This window comes from Lacimicrobium sp. SS2-24 (genome assembly GCF_002201535.1).
GTDB lineage: Bacteria > Pseudomonadota > Gammaproteobacteria > Enterobacterales > Alteromonadaceae > Lacimicrobium.
Genome location: NZ_NIWW01000002.1, coordinates 113,950 through 133,732, shown reverse-complemented (window position 1 = coordinate 133,732; position 19,783 = coordinate 113,950). Strand labels below are relative to the sequence as shown.

The 19,783-nt window shown below is 52.5% G+C and carries 16 protein-coding genes and 1 pseudogene; 6 read left to right on the top strand and 11 right to left on the bottom strand.

The features are described from left to right. Window positions 1–23: 23 nt before the first annotated feature. A complete protein-coding gene (locus CCY32_RS04355; protein ID WP_088329375.1) occupies window positions 24–887 on the top strand; it encodes a PhzF family phenazine biosynthesis protein in 864 nt (287 codons plus the stop codon). 363 nt (window positions 888–1,250) lie between these two features. Here the strand turns inward: CCY32_RS04355 and CCY32_RS17335 are convergent, their stop codons facing one another. Together CCY32_RS17335 and CCY32_RS17330 are read right to left on the bottom strand one after the other, a co-directional pair. Continuing rightward, entirely contained in the window at window positions 1,251–1,733 is a 483-nt protein-coding gene (locus CCY32_RS17335; protein ID WP_246840540.1) for a GyrI-like domain-containing protein, read from the bottom strand. Window positions 1,734–1,808: 75 nt separating this feature from the next. Continuing rightward, window positions 1,809–2,117: pseudogene (locus CCY32_RS17330) on the bottom strand (AraC family transcriptional regulator); the annotation flags it as partial. A 304-nt stretch (window positions 2,118–2,421) separates the two neighbouring features. Here CCY32_RS17330 and CCY32_RS04340 point away from each other — a divergent pair. Next, window positions 2,422–3,165 carry a transporter substrate-binding domain-containing protein gene (locus CCY32_RS04340; protein WP_141096172.1) on the top strand — a complete coding sequence of 248 codons (744 nt, stop codon included), beginning with the start codon at window positions 2,422–2,424 and terminating at the stop codon, window positions 3,163–3,165. A 41-nt stretch (window positions 3,166–3,206) separates the two neighbouring features. Here CCY32_RS04340 and CCY32_RS04335 read toward each other — a convergent pair whose 3' ends face one another. The 5 genes from CCY32_RS04335 to katG form a co-directional block, all read right to left on the bottom strand. Beyond that, window positions 3,207–3,950 (bottom strand): glutaredoxin family protein, encoded by a 744-nt coding sequence (locus tag CCY32_RS04335; protein WP_088329372.1) that lies wholly within the window; start codon window positions 3,948–3,950, stop codon window positions 3,207–3,209. A gap of 61 nt (window positions 3,951–4,011) precedes the next feature. Then, the gene (locus tag CCY32_RS04330) at window positions 4,012–5,067 is read right to left on the bottom strand and encodes a GGDEF domain-containing protein (RefSeq protein WP_088329371.1); all 1,056 of its coding nucleotides are present in this window, start codon (window positions 5,065–5,067) and stop codon (window positions 4,012–4,014) included. 107 nt (window positions 5,068–5,174) lie between these two features. Then, on the bottom strand, window positions 5,175–5,900 hold the full coding sequence (locus CCY32_RS04325; protein WP_088329370.1) for an SGNH/GDSL hydrolase family protein: 726 nt from the start codon (window positions 5,898–5,900) through the stop codon (window positions 5,175–5,177). After that, window positions 5,897–6,481, bottom strand: coding sequence for a DUF2238 domain-containing protein (locus CCY32_RS04320; protein WP_088329695.1), 585 nt, complete (start codon window positions 6,479–6,481; stop codon window positions 5,897–5,899). The genes CCY32_RS04325 and CCY32_RS04320 overlap by 4 nt, the downstream gene beginning before the upstream one ends. A gap of 109 nt (window positions 6,482–6,590) precedes the next feature. After that, window positions 6,591–8,777, bottom strand: a complete 2,187-nt coding sequence (katG, locus tag CCY32_RS04315) for a catalase/peroxidase HPI (protein ID WP_088329369.1) — start codon at window positions 8,775–8,777, stop codon at window positions 6,591–6,593. A 219-nt stretch (window positions 8,778–8,996) separates the two neighbouring features. On the opposite strand from katG, the gene CCY32_RS04310 reads away from it, so the two are divergent. The 3 genes from CCY32_RS04310 to CCY32_RS04300 all read left to right on the top strand — a co-directional run bounded on the left by CCY32_RS04310 (window position 8,997) and on the right by CCY32_RS04300 (window position 14,786). Next, entirely contained in the window at window positions 8,997–10,322 is a 1,326-nt protein-coding gene (locus CCY32_RS04310; RefSeq protein ID WP_088329368.1) for a serine hydrolase, read from the top strand. A gap of 222 nt (window positions 10,323–10,544) precedes the next feature. Further along, complete coding sequence (locus tag CCY32_RS04305; RefSeq protein WP_088329367.1) at window positions 10,545–11,687, top strand: efflux RND transporter periplasmic adaptor subunit; 1,143 nt, start codon at window positions 10,545–10,547, stop codon at window positions 11,685–11,687. Window positions 11,688–11,690: 3 nt separating this feature from the next. Next, on the top strand, window positions 11,691–14,786 hold the full coding sequence (locus CCY32_RS04300) for an efflux RND transporter permease subunit (protein WP_088329366.1): 3,096 nt from the start codon (window positions 11,691–11,693) through the stop codon (window positions 14,784–14,786). Between the two features lie 160 nt (window positions 14,787–14,946). Here the strand turns inward: CCY32_RS04300 and CCY32_RS04295 are convergent, their stop codons facing one another. From CCY32_RS04295 to CCY32_RS04285, 3 genes are all read right to left on the bottom strand, one after another. Beyond that, on the bottom strand, window positions 14,947–15,567 hold the full coding sequence (locus tag CCY32_RS04295) for a TetR family transcriptional regulator (RefSeq protein WP_088329365.1): 621 nt from the start codon (window positions 15,565–15,567) through the stop codon (window positions 14,947–14,949). 64 nt (window positions 15,568–15,631) lie between these two features. Further along, window positions 15,632–16,981: a lysine-sensitive aspartokinase 3 gene (gene lysC, locus CCY32_RS04290; RefSeq protein WP_088329364.1), complete on the bottom strand. Its 1,350-nt coding sequence runs from the start codon at window positions 16,979–16,981 to the stop codon at window positions 15,632–15,634. An 84-nt stretch (window positions 16,982–17,065) separates the two neighbouring features. Next, window positions 17,066–17,752: a hypothetical protein gene (locus CCY32_RS04285; protein ID WP_088329363.1), complete on the bottom strand. Its 687-nt coding sequence runs from the start codon at window positions 17,750–17,752 to the stop codon at window positions 17,066–17,068. Between the two features lie 355 nt (window positions 17,753–18,107). On the opposite strand from CCY32_RS04285, the gene CCY32_RS04280 reads away from it, so the two are divergent. Further along, window positions 18,108–19,016: an ABC transporter substrate-binding protein gene (locus tag CCY32_RS04280; RefSeq protein WP_088329362.1), complete on the top strand. Its 909-nt coding sequence runs from the start codon at window positions 18,108–18,110 to the stop codon at window positions 19,014–19,016. Here CCY32_RS04280 and CCY32_RS04275 read toward each other — a convergent pair. After that, window positions 18,964–19,755 carry a peptidylprolyl isomerase gene (locus CCY32_RS04275; protein ID WP_088329694.1) on the bottom strand — a complete coding sequence of 264 codons (792 nt, stop codon included), beginning with the start codon at window positions 19,753–19,755 and terminating at the stop codon, window positions 18,964–18,966. The two genes, CCY32_RS04280 and CCY32_RS04275, sit on opposite strands and share 53 nt — an antisense overlap. Window positions 19,756–19,783: the final 28 nt, after the last annotated feature.

Genomic DNA, 19,783 nt, shown 5'->3' with positions numbered 1-19,783 from the left:
CAAACATAACCTGGAGTACATTAATGAATATTGAAGTGACTATTGTAAATGCCTTTGTTGACGGTAAATCCGGTGGTAACCCGGCTGGTGTGGTATTGAATGCTGACTCACTGAGCTCAGCAGATAAACTGAAGATTGCTCAGCAAGTTGGGTTGTCTGAAACCGCGTTTGTTTCGGCTTCTGAGCGTGCCGATTTCAAACTGGACTTTTTCACCCCTCAGCGACAGATAGCCCATTGCGGTCATGCCACGGTGGCAGCCTTTAGTCTGATGTCACAACGTGGGCTGGTGCCTCACTCTCATACATCCAAAGAAACCATCGATGGCATCCGTGATATCCGCATAGACGGCGATCTTGCCTACATGCAACAAACTGCGCCGCGTTATCAAGCCTTGTCACATAGTGACGATGTTGTGCTGCAGAGTCTGGGGCTTAGCCCGGCTCAAGTAGACATGAAACCGGTCATTGTTAATACCGGTAACGGTTTTTTGCTGATTGGCGTGAACACCCTGGACGACCTGAATGGCGTGACACCTGATATGAATACTATTGAAGCCTTGTCTGAGGCATATGATCTGATCGGGTTTTATGTGTTTAGCCGACAAACCAATCTGCCGGGCCGCGATGCCAGTGCCAGAATGTTTGCGCCTCGTTATGGCATTACCGAAGAGTCAGCCACTGGCATGGCTGCAGGACCACTTGCTTGTCTGTTGCACGATCATCTGCAGCACAAGCCGGTAAACCTGAGTATTGAGCAAGGCTATGCCATGCGCCCCTCATCCCCCAGCTGCATCAATGTACAGTTGGACGTCGAAAAAGACACCATTGTCTCACTCAAAGCCGGTGGAGTCGGTCGCGTATCTGAGGTGATTGAAGTCAGCCTTTAATGCCTGTTGATATCTGACTAAACTTGCACCCTGTCACCATGGCTGGGCGGCGCAGAAATCACGATAAAAATAACGTCCTCATCAGTGTCATTAATGAGCTGGTAAGGAACCCCGGCCTGAACCTGTAAACCCTGATTGGCCTGCAACTGGATACAGCGCCATGCACTTCCAGTGTTGCTTCACCTCTTAGGATCAGAAAGAACTGCTCTGCATTTTGATGCAGATGGCGTCCCCCCCGACAGCCAAAAGGAACCCGTTCCTGAATAACACTCAATCCTTTTGATTTTGTCAGGTGCCCACCATCACATCCCTCACCCCAAACATAATGGTCAGCGTTGTCTGTTGAGACGACTTTTATACCACTTAGTGAATCGGCAAATAGATGTCGGTGATCATGTCTTTTTCCGGGACGTCGGGAAAGAAACTGACCCGCTCGAGAAAAATCGGAAAGTCACGAAGCTCAAAACCAGAATCCCGTAGCCACGTTGAATACAGATAGTGGACGGCCGCCCCCATTCCATCATCACTGCCAATATGCCTGACCACTGCACACTTTCCAGCCGGAATCACCTTATTCACCACACCATAGTCATTTTCTTTCACTGGGTGATCAACTGAGCAGCCAATATCGAATCGGAAATTGTCTGGCTCTGTGACACTGGGATCATCGTAAAGCAAATTGAAGGTCTTGCTCTGGCCTGGAGGAAGATGGTTGCGTTTTCGCCACGCTATAAATTGATGTATTGTACTTCCCAGCAGGTTTGGCGATCCTCTGTGCTCCATTACAGCAATGGGTGTTTGCGGATAATCAATCACTGCCACGTTAAACTCAGCGGTTTCATTCATAATCTTCGTCCTTAGCGCTAATACGGGTTCATATAGGGTGTGCCAAGGGTCCCAGTCAGGCGCTTTTCTGAATTCAAACGGACTTTTATAAAAATGCTTTTTAAAGGCCCGCGAAAACGCTTCATGACTTTCATAACCGCTCGCCAGGGCGATATCCACCACCTTGTGATCATCACGAAAAGCTAACTGAAAGGCGGCCCTTTTGAGCCGCAGTAACCTGACGAGCGATATAACAGACATGCCAAAAAAGGCGGAGCACTGTCTGTGAAAGTGATACCTGGACAGACAAGCCTGCTGGCACAGCCTATCAATATCAAGAGGCTCATCCAGGTGAGCCTCTATATAGTGAACTATTGATACAAACCGATGCTGATACTGTGTCATAGGCGTCACTGTCTCCTTAGCAATGCCATTCTAAAACCCACGAACCCACGGTTCTTGACCAAAATTGCTGATAAGTAAAAACATTCCTCCTGAAAGGAGAGACGAGAACACAAACAACAAGCTGTTTTTTTAATTTATCAGGTATTTCTGAAGCAATCGGTGGCATCGGCAGGGCTCATGGCTAATACTGATTCCATTAGGGATAATTTAAGGCCGTGCTATTTTGATACGTTATGCCGCCGCGCTTCTCTTGCTGTGTGCTCAATTTTTATGGGCTTCAGAGCAGCAGCCACTGCAACCACCGATGTTGCATATTGTCACTGAGCACAGTCCGCCCGGAGGCTATCTTGATGAATCCGGCAGGGTCATCGGGCCCACCACGGAACTCCTGCGTCTGCTGGCCAAAAGGCTCCACCAACCCATTGAAATCAGCCTGATGCCCTGGGCCAGGGCATTAACCATTGCCAGAACCGAGGCCAACACTGCCATATTTGAAACCGTGCGCAATGCCGAACGAGAGCACTGGTTCAGATGGGTGGGGCCACTTAAACATTACACCATCTGGCTGTATGGCCGCGCAGACCGCATCGATCCGTCAGTGCCAAAGAACAAACTGAGCGATCATTACATTGCCTGTGAATACCGCGGTTCAGTGTATATTGATCATCTGGCCAGGCTCGGTTTCATTCAGGGTAGAAACCTCATCGTTACCGTCAGTAAAGAAGATTGTCGTGACATGTTACTGCGCAAGCGGGTTGACCTGACAACCTGGAACGATGCCTTTACTGCCTCTGTTAACAGCGAACTGGCTGAGCAGAATACCAAAATGAAAAAACTCACCCCTATTGACGACATTCAGCTGTACCTGGCATTTTCGCTGGATCATGAACAGGCCACCGTCGATCGTTGGCAGCAAGCCCTTGAGCAAAGCTATCAGGATGGCAGTATGCGAGCACTTTACCAAAGCCGCTATCCTGAGGCTGTGATCAAAAGGCTGGAGCAATTTGCTGCTAAGAGTTCGACATCATCCTCTTCTGAGCAACATTAACCCCAGCAATAATGGGTCAGTCACCTTGATGCCGGTGACCTTTACATTGGTATCGCCATCCATATTGCCATGGCGATCATCATCAGATTCTCGGTCAGTGAAATAAACCCCAGTGGCACATTGCTGGCGCCACCCACACAGGCACACTTAAGTTCTCGCTTATCTATATACACGGCCTTGAACACTGACACGGCGCCAATACCGCCGATGAACAAGGCCAGCGGTGCCGACAGCCAGGTAGCGACCTGACCTACCATCAGTACACCGGCCAGACCTTCCGCGAAGGGATAAATATACCCATAGGGTACCCAGCGTTTCGCCAGTAAATCGTAATTGAGAAACATGGTTGAGAAGGATTCGAGATCCTGCAATTTCAATAGCGCCAGCACCACCATGGAAAGGCTGATAAACCACATCAGCGTTTGTCCGTTAACCAATGTGTCAAACACCAGCCAGGTGAGGGCCACAGATGTCAATGCGGTCATGCTGAACAGGGCGATTACGGGCTGATAGCTGGTCGAATCCGGGTCTGCAAGCGGCTTTCCCAGATACTCCCGGGTTTCCTCATACCCACCAATACGCTCATCGTCGATGAATACCTGAGGTGTGGTTTCTACATCATGTTTTTGTTTGAAGGCATCAATCTGTTCACGGTTTTTCAGGGTGTGATCGTCAACGGCGTATCCCTCACGCTCAAGAAAATACTTGGTTTTTCGACCATAGGGACACTGGTGTTCGTCGGTCTTCATCCTGTAGAGCACGGCTTTTTTCTGTGCATGTGACATACATCATTCCTTAGCCTGTTCGTGGCAGTTCGCGTACCTATTACCCAGCCTAACGCTATGACTACCTGACAACAACCCGGTTACGTCCTTTATGCTTCGCTTCATACAGTGCCTGATCGGTGCGCTCCAATAGCAAAGGAATCGTATCGCCGGCCTGATATTGAGCCACCCCGATGCTGATGGTCAGATGATGTCCATGAATAGATGTCGCGGCAATCCGGCTGCGCAGCCTCTCTGCCAGCTCTGCCGCATTGTCTATGCCTGTCTTGGGCAGCACCACCACAAACTCCTCTCCGCCCCAGCGGGCTAACAGATCCTGTTGGCGCATATGAGTACGCAGACTATCGGACAATTCTGCTAATACCTTATCGCCTTCTAAATGCCCGAACTGGTCATTAATCTGTTTGAAATGATCAAGGTCCAGCAACATCAGGCTGAATCCGTCTTCATGCTGAAGTGCATCTGTGAATATCTGTTCCAACTCTCTGTCGAGCTTTTCGCGATTGTGCAGGCCGGTCAGGCTGTCGGTCTCGGCGAGCTTACGGATTTGTTCCGTTTTCCCTGCCAGATGTTGATAAGCCGTTGAACGGCTGCGCTCATAAAAACGGAATATCAGCAGGTGAGCGATTGCCACTTCAATCACATTCAACAACGAACCGACGGTGAAGGTCACAGCCACTTGTGTCTGCACTTGCTGATATACCACCAACGCACAGACGCTGAACACTATCGCACTAAGCACCGAGCCCCATTGTCGTCCGAGTAAAAAGAACGTAAAAGGAGGAATAAGGGTCGCCCACATCAGCGAATGAGAACGGCCTTCCACCATTATCACAAACCAGGAAACCAGAGCCGTCGCCAATAGCGCAAAGGCCCATGCTGCCAGATTGACGTTAGCACTGCGCCGGAACCAGGCATAAATCGCCAGAGTAAGACAAAAGCCGACACTATCCAGTAGTGCAAGGGAATAGGCGTGGAAATAAAACAGGTTAATCAGTGCCAGTAGCGAAAAAAATACCGTACCGATCAACAACGCATGCTGAATCAGGCGAGCCCGCCAATAATCAGGGTTCTCCTGAGGAAACTGCGGAAATTCTTTGTACCAAAATTTAAGCATGGGGCTCCAGAGGCGAGGGTAAGGGGACAGAGACAATATCAGACAATTTTTTTTACGACACCTGATAACGCGTTGAACATCGTTATGATAAGACAGTTCTCGAGGGGCTAATTTGCTAAACCTTGTTCGTGCAACACCGATAGCAATGACCCACATGCCTTTTCTGCCCAGACCTTAACCGCATTAGTCGAGGGGTGAAAGCCGTCGGTGGCCATCATCTCTGGCGTTAAGGGTAATCCCGGCTCAAGGTAAAACGTATTGGTATGCGCTTCACAATGCCGTCGCAAACAAACATCCAACGTTTTCGCTCTGTCACCCAGATAACGTCGCAATAAACCCGGTAATACCGGAAAGGCATGCATAGGAGGCAGCGCGGTGTAGAGGATACAGCGAGTCTTCAGAGTCTGAGTGAGATAATCACTCAGTTGCTCAAGCTGGCGATACCAGTCTCTTATTCCAGTGCGTCCGGTTACATCATTCACCCCCACTGAGATTAAAACCGCATCCACCTGCTTGTGCTGAAGGGGCTCTTGTTTCAGCAGTGAGAGTGTTTCGGCACAATTGAGCCCTGAACAGGCCACCAGCTGCCAGTGCACCTCATAGTCTTTTGCCAGTCGCCTTACCCATTGTCCGGTAATGGCCTCGGACTGATGTTCACACCCTACGCCCGCGGCGGCGGAGTCACCCAGCACCAGCACCCTCAATGCCGTTCCCTGCCCACTGACTCCCTGCCTGTCTCCCGCTGGCTCCGGTAAGCGCAGCGCATATCGGCGGGTCTGACGAGCCTGATACAGTAGAACAGGAGCGGTCAGCAGATACAGTGCACCTTTCATTTCAACGACTTTAGTTGTTTGTCGTGGAATGAGGACAGGCTTACCAGTGCCAGGATGGCCCCCAGTAAAGCAAAGCCCATATCAGACTGGGTGTCCCAGACATAGCCCTGAGTGCCCAAAAAGGCTTCCGCTCCCTCGCCAGAAGCCAGTGCAACCCACCATTCAAGCAATTCGTAAAACGCACTGAAAGCCAGACAGACACTGACCACATAAAGATTGCGCCAGTTGGGACCATTGACCACATTCAGCCGAATCAGTAATTCTCTGGCCAGGATAGCGGGCACGAAGCCCTGAAAGAAATGCCCGACCTTGTCGTAGTTATTTCGCTCTGTGCCCAGTAAGCCATCAAAAAACGGCACTTCCGCATAGGTGTAGTGGCCGCCGATCATCAGCACCACACAATGCAACAGAATCAGCACGTACAAAAGAGAGGTGAGCCTTAATTTATTGTAAGTACTTACCACCAGAACCAGCCCTATAACGGCAGGAAGCACTTCAAGAAACCAGGTGAACCGGTCGGCTGGCTCAATGGCAGACCAGACAAATACGGCAATAAATAGGGCTATCCATAGAATCTTCATTTCTATCCTTTTTGTCAGCGCATCAAGCCTTTTTATATCACTTTCGCCTGTACTCTCGTCAATAAAAAAGGGGCCTTTTGGCCCCTTTTTGTTTGCACCAGGGTGCGAGTTATTGAACATCAAAGCGGTCTGCGTTCATGACCTTGCTCCAGGCTTTGACAAAATCGGCAATAAACTTGTCATTATTGTCATCCTGCGCATAAACCTCAGCGTAAGAACGCAGAATAGAGTTAGATCCAAACACCAGATCGACCCGGGTTGCCGTCCATTTCAGCTCGCCGGATTGGCGGTCCCGAATCTCATACAGTCCCTTCCCTGCAGGCTTCCAGGTATTCGCCATGTCCGTCAGGTTCACGAAAAAGTCATTACTCAATACGCCCACACGATCAGTGAACACGCCATGTTGTGTACCACCATGGTTGGTGCCAAGCACACGCATGCCGCCAATCAGTGCCGTCATTTCCGGTGCGGTGAGTCCCATCAACTGGGTACGATCCACCAGCAACTCCTCCGCAGGCACCTGATAATCCTTTTTCAGCCAGTTTCGGTAACCGTCATGAATGGGCTCGAGCGGTTCGAAGGACGCCTCGTCGGTCATCTCTTGTGTGGCATCGCCTCGTCCCGGCACAAAAGGCACCGTGACATTAACACCGCCATCGCGCGCCGCCTTTTCCACCGCTGCTGTACCGCCGAGTACAATCAGATCCGCCATACTCACCGGCTTATCCAGGGTTGCCTGCAAGGCTTGGAGTTTACTCAATACCCGCGACAGCCTTTCCGGCTCATTACCTTCCCAGTCTTTTTGCGGCGCAAGTCGGATACGTGCGCCATTGGCGCCACCACGATAGTCAGAGCCACGGAAGGTACGGGCACTGTCCCAGGCTGTCGTGATTAACTCTTGTGCAGATACCCCACAATCCAGCAACCTGAGTTTTAACTCCGCGATGTCTTCATCGCTAAGCTGATAATCCACAGTGGGAACCGGGTCCTGCCAAATCAAATCCTCATCTGGTACATCCGGCCCCAGATAACGAGCCTTGGGGCCTAAATCACGGTGCGTGAGCTTAAACCAGGCCCGGGCAAAGACGTCAGAGAAGTAATCAAAGTCATGGTAGAACTTCTCGATGATTTTGCGGTAGCTGGGATCCATTTTCATGGCCATGTCGGCGTCGGTCATAATAGGGTTGCGACGAATGGAAGGGTCTTCCACATCAACCGGCTTGTCCTCTTCTTTCATTTCTACCGGCTCCCACTGCCAGGCGCCGGCCGGGCTTTTTTTCAGTTCCCACTCGTGGTTGAGTAACAGATGACAATAGCCATTATCCCACTTCGTCGGATAGGTGGTCCACGCTCCCTCTATGCCTGACGTCATGGTGTCACGGCCGATCCCACGTTTGGTGTGATTATTCCAGCCCAGTCCCTGCTCATACACATCTGCCGCTTCCGGCTCAGGCCCGAGCAAACTCTCTTCACCGTTACCATGGGTTTTACCCACGGTATGCCCCCCAACGGTGAGCGCGGCGGTTTCTTCATCATCCATGGCCATGCGGGCAAAGGTTTCACGCACCTGCGCTGCGGTTTTCAGCGGATCGGGCTTACCATTGACACCCTCAGGGTTCACATAAATCAGCCCCATTTGCACCGCCGCCAGTGGGTTTTCCATGGTGGAAGGATCGTCCACGTCTTCATAGCGATTATCACTGGAAGCCAGCCATTCTTTTTCCGCGCCCCAGTACACGTCTTTCTCCGGATGCCAGATATCGGCACGTCCACCACCAAAGCCAAAGGTTTTCAGGCCCATGGATTCATAGGCCATATTGCCAGCCAGAATCATCAGGTCAGCCCAGGATAGCTTGTTGCCGTACTTTTTCTTTATCGGCCACAACAGACGACGGGCCTTATCCAGATTGGTATTGTCGGGCCAGGAGTTGAGCGGTGCGAAGCGCTGATTGCCGGTACCACCACCGCCGCGTCCATCGGCAATCCGGTAGGAGCCCGCAGCATGCCAGGCCATGCGAATCATCAGGCCGCCATAGTGCCCCCAATCCGCAGGCCACCAATTCTGACTCTCTGTCATCAAGGCTTTGAGGTCAGATTTAACGGCTTGCAAGTCGAGCTTGTTGAATTCACTTGCATAATCAAAGTCGTCGCCCAGCGGATTGGTCTTGGTGTCGTGCTGATGCAATATGTCGAGATTCAGCGATTGCGGCCACCACGATGTATTGGTCTGCCCCGACTCCGTATTTCCACCGTGCATGACCGGGCATTTTCCGCTTTGTGGATTATTGTTGCTCATTCCTGTCTCCTTGTCTTAGGCGACGTCAGCGTTTTCATCTGAGTCGCCAGCACTGTTTTTGTTTAGTCACCACAAAACGTAGAACACAAGTGTTGATCTGTCTCGCCTGATAAATCGATTGTGATAATCGCCTGTACCTGCCGGCAGTGTTATTTATCCTCTTTTTCTGGCAAGGTGAAGCCAGCTAATCACCCACAAAACGGCGGTCACCATCTGATAATGCATACTGTCTATTGCCAGATTCTTCGTGTACTGATTTGGATCTCAGTTACGCTAATCACCACCACGTCGGCACAGCCGTTGCCAGACGTCGTCGCCGCTGACGAACCAAAGGGCAGTCACCGTGACATTGCACAGACCTGTGAGAACGTGCAGGGCTTACTGCATGAGCATGCCGGAATCCATGATAATGCCCTTTTCACCGGTGCCGCGGTCCTGATTGCACACAAGGGCAGGGTGATGTGTCGCGAGGCGGTGGGTCATGCTCAGTTACTGAGCCTGCAAGACGATGGCAACCTGGTGCACAGCACAAACCCTATCAGGATGTCTGCCGACAGCATCTTTGATCTGGCGTCAGTGAGCAAAGTTGCCGCGACCACCATATCCATCATGCATCTGGTCAGTAACAATCAACTCGCGTTGGAGGATACCCTGGGCGAATTGTTACCCGAGTTTAAACACACCGACAAAGCGGCCATCACGGTACAACAACTGCTTACTCACCGCAGCGGCCTGTTGCCATGGCAACCCACCTGGCTGTATCTCACTAACGCACAGGAACTGAATGACTACATTGCATCGCTGCCTCTTGGTCATGGGCCAGGTGAGCGAAGGGCGTATTCCGATCTGGGTTTTATGTTACTCGGCAATATCATCGAGGCCGTCAGTGGTAAAACACTGGAGCAGTTCGTACACACGCAGCTCTATGCCCCTCTGGGTATGCAGGACACAGGCTACACCCCACTGCCCGACGCTCGCCCGCGCATTGCCGCCACCTCTCACGGCAACCCTTATGAGCGCAATATGGTGGCAACCGGAAAGCCTTACCCTCTTGCACGACCGCCCAAAAACCCTGACTTTAATGGCTATCGCAAATATACCCTGATTGGCGAAGCCAATGATGGCAATACCTGGTATGGTCTGGAAGGTGTTGCAGGGCATGCTGGGCTTTTTTCCACCCTGGATGATTTGGCGATTCTGGGCCAGATGCTGGTCAATGGCGGCACCTACCAGAACTACACCGTCACCGACAAAACCACACTCGAGACGTTTTTACAGACCCCCTTTGATGATGAACAGGCCCATGGATTCCGCAAAGGTCAGTATCTGGACCAAACCTACTACTGGCATCCCGGCTTTACCGGTACATACTGGCTGATTAACCCCAAAAGCGCCTTGGTCGTCGTGCTGCTGACCAATCGACAGCATGGCGGCCTCAATCATGAAACCGGGCGTTATCCATCCCTGACACCCATCTGGCGCCAGGTGGTTAACATCGCCCATGACGCCATCGCAACCAAGACCGTTGACACAGGCCGTCGGTAATCATCGTTTACAATTTGAAGATAGGCCGATGAAGGTTAAGGCGCTAGACTTAGCGCCGGTCGTGATCATGCAAATGCACCTTTTCAGAGCGAGAGAATCGGTGCGACGGTTGTTCGCACACAACAAAGGCATCAGGTACAGGATTGCTTACATACATACCTGTATGTATAATTCCCACCATTGTTTTACCGGGTAACTAAACCGGGATTGTCGAGGTGTAATGTGAAAGCAGACAGATTAATCAGTTCAGCGTTGCTGTTAGGCTTGCTACTCAGCGGTTGCAGTCAGCCGCAGCCACAGCAACAACGGGGCAGCCAACTTCCGGAAGTGGAAGTGGCACAAATCCAGTCACAGCCACTTGCACTGACCAATGAATTACCCGGGCGTACCGTTGACTATCGTCAGGCAGAGATTCGTCCCCAGGTCAGCGGCATCCTGCAACAACGCCTGTTCGAAGAGGGGCAGCACGTAGAGCAGGGGCAACTGTTGTATCAGATTGACCCGGCATCTTATCAGGCCACCCTTAACAGTGCCGAGGCTCGCCAGGCAAGTGCCGAAGCGGTATTGCACAATGCCCGGCTCAAGGCCGATCGCTTCGCCGGCCTGCTGAAATCGAACTCCGTGAGCCAACAGGAATATGACGACGCCAACGCAGCGCTGATGCAGGCTGAGGCGGAGCTGGCCATTGCCAGGGCGGATGTACAAAGCGCCAGCATTAATCTTCAGTACACCGGCATCCGTGCACCCATCAGTGGCCAAATAGGCCGCTCTGCGGTTACTGAGGGCGCCCTGCTAACCGCCAATCAGCAACAGGGGCTGGCCACGATTCGTCAGCTCGATCCCATTTATGTGGATTTGACTCAGTCAGCCAGTGAGCTGCGTAATCTGCGCCATCAACTGCAACGCGGTGACGTCAGTGATCCTGCTCAGGCCGATGTCAGCCTGACACTGGAAGACGGCAGCGTCTATCAGCATCGCGGTAAGCTGAAATTTTCTGAAGTGAATGTGGATCCCAGCACCGCCATGGTTACCTTAAGGGCAGTATTCCCCAATACCGAAGGCGATTTATTACCCGGCATGTTCGTACGTGCTCAGGTCGCTCTGGGCACTGATCCCAATGCCATTCTGGTACCTCAGGCAGCAGTTGCTTACACACCAAAAGGCGAAGCGTCGGTGCTGCTGGTCGACAACGACAACAAGGTGGTGAAAAAGATCATTCAGGTGGGTGAGGCCAGAGATCAGCACTGGCGCGTGAAGGGTGGCCTGGAAGCCGGCGACCGGGTGATTGTAAAAGGGTTGCAAAAGGTACGCCCCGGTGCCGAGGTTAAAGTTACCACCGCACAGTCCGCGTCTCAGGGAGGTTAATTCATGGCCAATTTCTTTATTGGCAGGCCAATTTTTGCCTGGGTGATCGCCATTGTGATTATGCTTGCCGGTGCGCTGTCCATCAGACAACTGCCCATAGAGCAATATCCTCAGGTCGCCCCGCCGGCCGTCACCATTAATGCAAGCTACCCGGGCGCCTCTGCCCAGGCTGCCGAAAATGCCGTGACTCAGGTGATTGAACAGTCCATGACCGGACTCGACAACCTGATGTACATGTCGGCACAAAGCGATTCGGTGGGTAATGTGTCGGTGACGCTGACTTTTGAGACCGGCACCGATGCCGATATTGCCCAGGTTCAGGTACAGAATAAGCTACAACGCGCCTTGCCCCTGTTACCACAGGAGGTGCAACAGCAAGGTGTGGCCGTAGCCAAGTCCAACGGCAGTTTTCTGATGGTGGTGGGGTTTGTCTCCAAAGACGGCAGCATGCAGCGTGACGATATTGCCGATTATGTGGTTTCTACGGTCAGGGATCCGATCAGCCGGGCCAGTGGTGTGGGCAATGTACAGGTGTTTGGCAGTCAGTATGCCATGCGCATCTGGCTGAATGCCGATAAGCTCAACCAATACCAACTGACACCCGGTGATATTACCGATGCGATCCGCGAGCAGAACAACCAGGTGACCGCAGGTCAGATTGGTGGAGCCCCTGCCGTGGAAGGGCAGCAGTTTAATGCTGCGTTGCTGGCACAAACCCGCCTCACAACTGCCGAGGAATTCGGCGAGATCCTGCTCAGAGTCAACGCCGATGGATCACAGGTGAAGCTGCGTGATGTGGCCAGAATCGAACTCGGTGGAGAGAATTACTCGGTGATTGGTCGCTACAATGGCGATCCGGCCACGGGCCTGGCCATCAACCTAGCCACGGGTGCCAACGCCCTGGATACCGCCAAAGCGGTGAAAGATATTCTGGCTGAGATGGAGCCTTTCCTGCCTGAGGGTATGGAAATGGTCATCCCTTATGACACCACGCCCTTTGTAGAAACCTCTATCAGTTCGGTAATACAGACCCTGTTTGAAGCCATACTGCTGGTGTTTCTGGTGATGTACCTGTTCCTGCAAAACCTGCGGGCAACGCTTATACCGACCCTGGCGGTGCCGGTGGTGCTGCTGGGCACCTTTGCCATTATGACCATGTTTGGCTTTACCATTAACACGCTGACCATGTTTGGTATGGTGCTGGCCATCGGCCTGCTGGTAGACGACGCCATCGTCGTGGTGGAAAACGTTGAACGGGTAATGACCGAAGAGGGACTGTCACCAGTAGAGGCGACCCGTAAATCCATGGGTCAGATCACTGGCGCCCTGATTGGCATTGGCCTGGTGCTATCTGCCGTATTTGTGCCAATGGCCTTTTTTGGTGGCGCTACCGGCGCCATTTATCAGCAGTTTTCCATTACCATAGTCTCTGCCATGGCGTTATCGGTGCTGGTCGCACTGATATTCACCCCGGCCTTGTGTGCCACCATGCTCAAACCGGTTAAAGGGGACCATCATAACAAAGGCGGCTTCTTTGGCGGCTTCAACCGCGGTTTTGAACGCAGCAACCAGGGCTATCAGCGCATGGTTGGTGGCATGCTGAAAAGACCTCTGCGCTCCATGGCCGTATATCTGGCCATAGTGGCAGTCATGGCCGTCATGTTTATGCGCCTGCCCACCTCTTTCTTGCCCGATGAGGATCAGGGCGTATTTCTGTCGCTGATCCAACTGCCAACAGGTGCCAGCCAGCAGCGCACAGAAGCGGTGATGACAAAAATTTCCCATTACTACGACGACGTCGATGCGGTGGAGTCGGTATTTACTGTGTCGGGCTTTAGCTTTGCGGGTCAGGGACAGAACATGGGACTGGCGTTTGTGCGCCTCAAAGACTGGAGTGAACGGGACGAAAGCCAGTCTGTGAACGCGGTGATTGGCCAGTCCATGGGCTTTTTCTCAACCATTAAAGAAGCCCAGATCTTCGCCTTCAATTTGCCGCCCATTGCGCAGTTGGGCAACGCTACCGGTTTCAGCCTGTATTTGCAGGATCGTGCCGGGCTGGGTCATGATGCCTTATTACAGGCCAGAAACCAGTTGTTAGGCATGGCAGCGCAGGAGAGTGCAGTGGTCGGTGTACGGCCCAATGGCATGGAAGATGCCCCGCAGCTGAAAATCAATGTCGATGAGCTCAAAGCCAGGGCCCTGGGAGTAAGCATTAGCGACATCAACCAGACCCTGTCAATCGGTTGGGGCTCCCGCTATGTGAATGATTTTGTCGACCGCGGCCGGGTGAAAAAGGTCTATGTCCAGGCCGATGCCCGTTTTCGCATGATGCCTGAAAACCTGAACGACTGGTATGTGCGAAATAACGACGGTGAGATGGTGTCGTTTGCCGCGTTTGCCAGCACAGAGTGGGTATATGGCCCGCAACGGGTCGAGCGCTACAACGGCGTGTCTGCCATGCAGATACAGGGCCAGCCTGCACCAGGGTTCAGTTCAGGGGATGCCATGAACACCATGGCCGAGCTGATTGGCAAACTGCCTCAGGGGATTGGCTTTGAGTGGACGGGCACGTCCTATCAGGAGCGCATGTCAGGGGCGCAGGCACCGGCCTTGTATGCACTCTCTATTCTGGTGGTATTTTTATGTCTGGCGGCGTTGTATGAAAGCTGGGCGATCCCGTTTTCCGTCATCATGGTGGTGCCACTGGGAATCATTGGTGCCCTCTGTGCGGCCTATCTCACCGGGCTGGGAAATGATGTCTACTTTCAGGTGGGACTGTTAACCACCATGGGACTGGCATCGAAAAATGCCATCTTAATCGTCGAATTCGCCCGCGCCCTGCAGGATCAGGGCAAGGCCTTGTTTGATGCCATTCTGGAGGCCATTCGCCTGCGTCTGCGGCCAATCATCATGACATCGATGGCCTTTTCACTCGGCGTATTACCGCTCGCCATCAGCAGTGGGGCAGGCTCAGCCAGCCGCAATGCCATCGGTATCGGTGTGCTCGGTGGCATGATTTCGGCAACATTACTCGCCATATTCCTGGTGCCGGTGTTCTATCTCATAGTGCAACAGTACTTTGTCAGAAAGAAAGGATAAGGCAAATATCTGCGCTCTGGTTCGATAGCCAGAGCGCTTTCCCGCACATTAGTTAACGTCGCTGCCGTCAGGTCTGCATCCGCGACAAAGCAACGCATGCACTACCTTTCTGCTCAAAGGGTAACGTCCGAACAACGTGATATGTGAAAGCAGATACTGTTCAGCTATGGCGCTTTAAACCATCCAGGAAACAATCAATTAATGCGGGTGCGGACTGCGCCAGATCACACTGCCTGGGCGTGAGCAGGAACTTCCCTATCAGCCCACTGATATAAGCATGCAAGGCGCTGGCGGCAAGCTTCGGGCTGACATCAGGATTCAGATGGTGAGACTGGCGCGCACGCTCGAATGCGCGCTCCAGTGTTTGCTGCACTTCGCTGTCCAGCTTCTCCTGCTCGTGAACCGCCGGGTTGAGTTCATCAATGTATTCGCAGCGATGAAAGACGATGCTCAGCACCCGGCGATGCTGTTCACTTTCTCCGACAATCTGCAGCGAGCGGATCATAATATCGCGAATGCTTTGCAACGAATCGGCCTCGGCCACCTGGTCCATTTCACTGAGCATCATACGAAAAGGCAGACGAATCCGCTCAAGCATGGCCGTGAACAAGTCTGATTTATTATCGAAATGCCAATACACCGCCCCGCGGGTCACTCCGGCTGCCCGGGCAATCTTATCCAGCGTGGTTCGAGATACGCCTTGTTCAAAAAACAATGTCTCGGCAGCATCCAGAATAGTAGCGCGGGTGGCTTCGGCCTCAGCCTTTGTACGTCTGACCATAACAGGAGTTCATCAATAATTTGGGCGTTAATTTTACCACAGCCAGCGCGGCGCTCATAACCGCTCAGTTGCCCTCAAATAAATCCCGGTGCAGATCTTTCACCACACCTGTACTGTCCGCGCCACTGACCAGAAAAGAAATATTGTGGGGATTGGCGCCGTAACAAATCAGGCGCAAGTTGTAGTTCTTCACTGATTCGAAGATCTGACTGGAAACGCCTGCTGCACTGTGCATATTGTTACCCACTACCGTCACCAGATCGAAGCCCTCTTCGACGCTGACTTCGCTGATCTCTTTAAGATCTTCAATGCTGGCGCGATTGAGGCGAGCGCGCACCGAATTGGGCGGGTTATCAATGGTCAGGGAGACGGCAATTTCTGAGGTGGTGACCAAATCAACACTGAGATTGTGCCGGGCCAGAATCTCGAAGACCTGCTGCAAAAAACCAGAGGCATACAGCATGCTCGGCGTTTTTACCGTCACCAGAACCTGATCTCTGCGACGTGTCAGGGCACGGAAATGGGGTTCGTGCTTGCAGTCTTTGACAATCCAGGTGCCGCCTTTCTCGGGTTCGCGACTGGAGCCCACAAACACCGGTATATTTTTGCGTACTGCCGGCACCATCGTGGCCGGGTGCAGTACCTTGGCGCCAAAGGTCGCCATCTCCGCCGCTTCTTCAAAGCTCAGCTCCGGCAATGGCCGGGCCTGGTCGGTAATGCGCGGATCTGTGGTGTACACGCCGATGACATCTGTCCAGATCTCGCAGCTGTCTGCGTCCAGCGCCTCTGCCAGTAAGGCTGCGGTGTAATCTGAGCCGCCCCGGCCCAGGGTCGTGGTGTTATCCAGTTCATCTGAGCCCACAAAGCCCTGCGTTACAATAATGGTGCGCGCGAGTTCGGGTTTCAGAAGCTTTTCAGCCTGTTGGGCCACCAGCGCTATGTCCGGAACGGCCTGGCCAAAATCACTGTCGGTTTTAATCACTTTGCGGGCATCGAAGTTCTCCGCCTGCACACCTTTTTGACACAACAACTCGGCAAACAGCAGTGAGGACATACGCTCACCCAGTGAAAGCATGGCATCTTTTAAATCCGGACGGTGCAATATCTCTTCATGAAAGGCTAATTCACGCAGAATACTCAGCAGCTCATTGAGTTTGACCGAGACCTGCGGCGGCGAGTCGAGGCCAGCAAGAATGGCAAACTCGATCTGTTCGATACTGGCGATCACCTCATTGGTTTGCTCGGTGGTGAGTTCTTCGTTGGCCAGCTTAACCAGATAATTGGTCACACCGGCGGCGGCACTGACCACCACCACCCGGGTAGCGTTGTTGTCCATTACAACACGAGCACAGCTGCTCATGGCCTCAATGTTAGCGACGCTGGTTCCGCCAAACTTAGCGATATTCAGTGACATATCCCACCCTCCGGTATTGTGCTGCAGGGCCCCGAGCTTAACGCATTTTCGCCCATTTTTAATGCATTTTTATCCAAAAAATGACTAAGGACGCTCATGCAGTCGCTTGTCGATATGCTTTTGAAAATCGCCGCGCTCACTGCAACGTACCGCGCCACCAAAAAACCCCATTACAGCCGTAATGGCGGCATTCGCCCCTTTTTCGCAGTTAACGTCTTTAACGATCGCCTTGAGCAGCTTTTCCTCTTCACTGAGTCGCGGCGTGAATTCAGGAATCTCTCCGATGGGGTTATTGCGCCGCTCGGCATAGTCTCTGCTCGCCTCCTCTGCATTCTTTCTGTCCTGTCTGGCCTGCCAGGCTGAGAGATGACGCTGCGCCGCACTCTGATAGGATGAAACATCCAGGGTACCTTTCGGGTTTTGAGTCACTGCTGAGGATGGTGAGGGGGATAACTCGGAGGACTCCACCAACTCAACATTTTCTTCAGAGGCTTGCGATGGCTCGACAGCGCTCTCTCGAGGCTGAGGCTCAGAAGAAGCAACCTGCGAGGCCTGAGGCTCAGAAGAAGCAACCTGCGAGGCCTGAGGCTTCGGCGGCGCAGACTCGGATGGGATCTCTGACTGTAAGGGCTGAGGCTCGGAGTGTTCTTTTAATGAGTCGGGCGACGAGATCGGCATCGTCCAGAGGCGGGCAGTAATGGCCGGTTTGGTCTGGCTCAGCCCCTGCCCCTGCTTGAGCATCGGCGCCACCGCATTGGTTTGCATACGCATTAGCCACCAGACCCCGATGACATGTATCAACAGCGAAACGAGGAGGAAGGGTAACATGCGACGGTTAGACGATGATGGCACAGACAAAAAGGGGCACAGTCCATTGAAAGTAATGGCATAGATATCTGGCAGACAAGAAAGTTCCCTTTTCCATTGCTTTGCAGGGGCGCTAAACCAGAAAAGGAGATGGCTACCGCGACAAGTGGTCCGAAAAATGAGGCAGACCGTACTTAAAACTAACGTCGATTAACCGGCTGAATACACAGATTAGGTTATACTCAACGAAGCATCGGTACGGTGAGCCTAAGGGTGCTTTTACCGAAGGAACTGCGATCACCTGGACTTGGGAGTGCATATGGAAAGTAGCATCAGGGTGTGTTGGCTTTTCATCTTCTTGCAGATGAGTTGTTGGGTTCATGCAGAACCGCTCATTTCTGAAGATGCACAAAAAATCACCTGGGCGGTCAATGACGGTCCTCCTTTTCATATTCTCGATGGCGAGCTCAAAGGCCAAGGTTTCTGCGATGTCTTAGTCAATGAAATGATTCGGGCCATGCCCGATGTCGATCATGATGTGCTCACCATCCCCCCGGCTCGCATTGCACGACTCAGAGAAGAACAGGCACCCGTCTGCTTTCCCTGTATGATAAAACGTGAACACACGGCGACAACCCGGTACTCCAGAGCGACCCTGTATTATAAGCCTCATCAGCTTATCGCCAGCCCGGAGTCGGCGAAAATTATCCGCCAGCGTTATGGCGAGCCTGCAGATTTTGCCGCCTTACTCCAGGATAAAACCCTGCAATTCGGACGCCCTCTGGGCAGGGCCTACGGAGATGCGCTGCAGCCGTTGCTGGACCAATACAGTCAGGAACAAAACAATCACAGAGTCATGTCCGGGAAGTCGACGCTGGCGCTGAATATGGTGGCCTTAGGAAGGCTCGATTACACCCTGGATTATCCGGTCATCGGACGTTATTTCGAGCTGACTGAAGACTCTTCATTGGTTTATCTACCAATCCAGCAAAACAGTCAAAGCCCCATTATCGGGGCCATAGGGTGCAGCAATACCCCGTGGGGACAGGGTACCGTTAATGATATCGACAAGGTGTTGCCTCAGGTGCTGCAGTCACAAGATTACCTGAACAGTCTCGGTTTCTGGTTTGCCACACAAAACAGTGATTTCTGGCAGCAATACGAAGAAAACGTGCTTATGCCCTTGTACGGTGATAACGAAGCGCCACTGGCGATACTCTCAGAATAGTCAGCGCCAATAACCACCAGAGCGCATTACCTATGCTTCCACCTGAATCTGCATCATTGTTGTCCGCCACCGTATCAATGAGGGTGTTAACGACGGGCTGTAACTCAGGATGGGTATCGGTATTGGCGTCAATCACCACCACATCCGTTATCAACACCAGATTTTCTTCACTGATGGTCTCCTGTGCACCGGCATAATCGCGCAACGGGATCTCAGTAAAAGCGCCACCGGCATTGTACGTTTGCAACTGGGCAATGGCGTCAACAATGTCCATGCCGTCTCCTAACACCTGACCAAACACCGTGAAACCGCCGTTCTGAATATCCAGATTCGCACTGTTATCGGCCAGATTGATAAACCACTCCGAGGTGGCGCTGTCGGGATTACCAGCGGTTTTTGCCATGGCAAGGGTGCCTCTGACATTAGATAACTCAGGTTCATTGATGACCGGCTGCCCTTTTGACACCGGATCCAGCGGAAAATCATCATTGTAGGTAAACCCCCCAGCCTGAATCACAAAATCCGGTGCACTGCGATGAACCACATTGTTGTAGTAAGCACCAGAATTGACATACCCGAGGAAGTTTTCGACCGTTTTTGGCGTGTGGCTGTCGAACAGATTGACCTGGAAATTTCCCAATACCGTCTGCACCTCAACGACTGTCGCTCTGGCGGGCAGAACGCTGATGCTAAGGGCAAACAAAACCAAAAAAAGCGTGTTTTTTACGTAACCTGTCACCGTAGATACTCCATAGTTTTCCAATGCA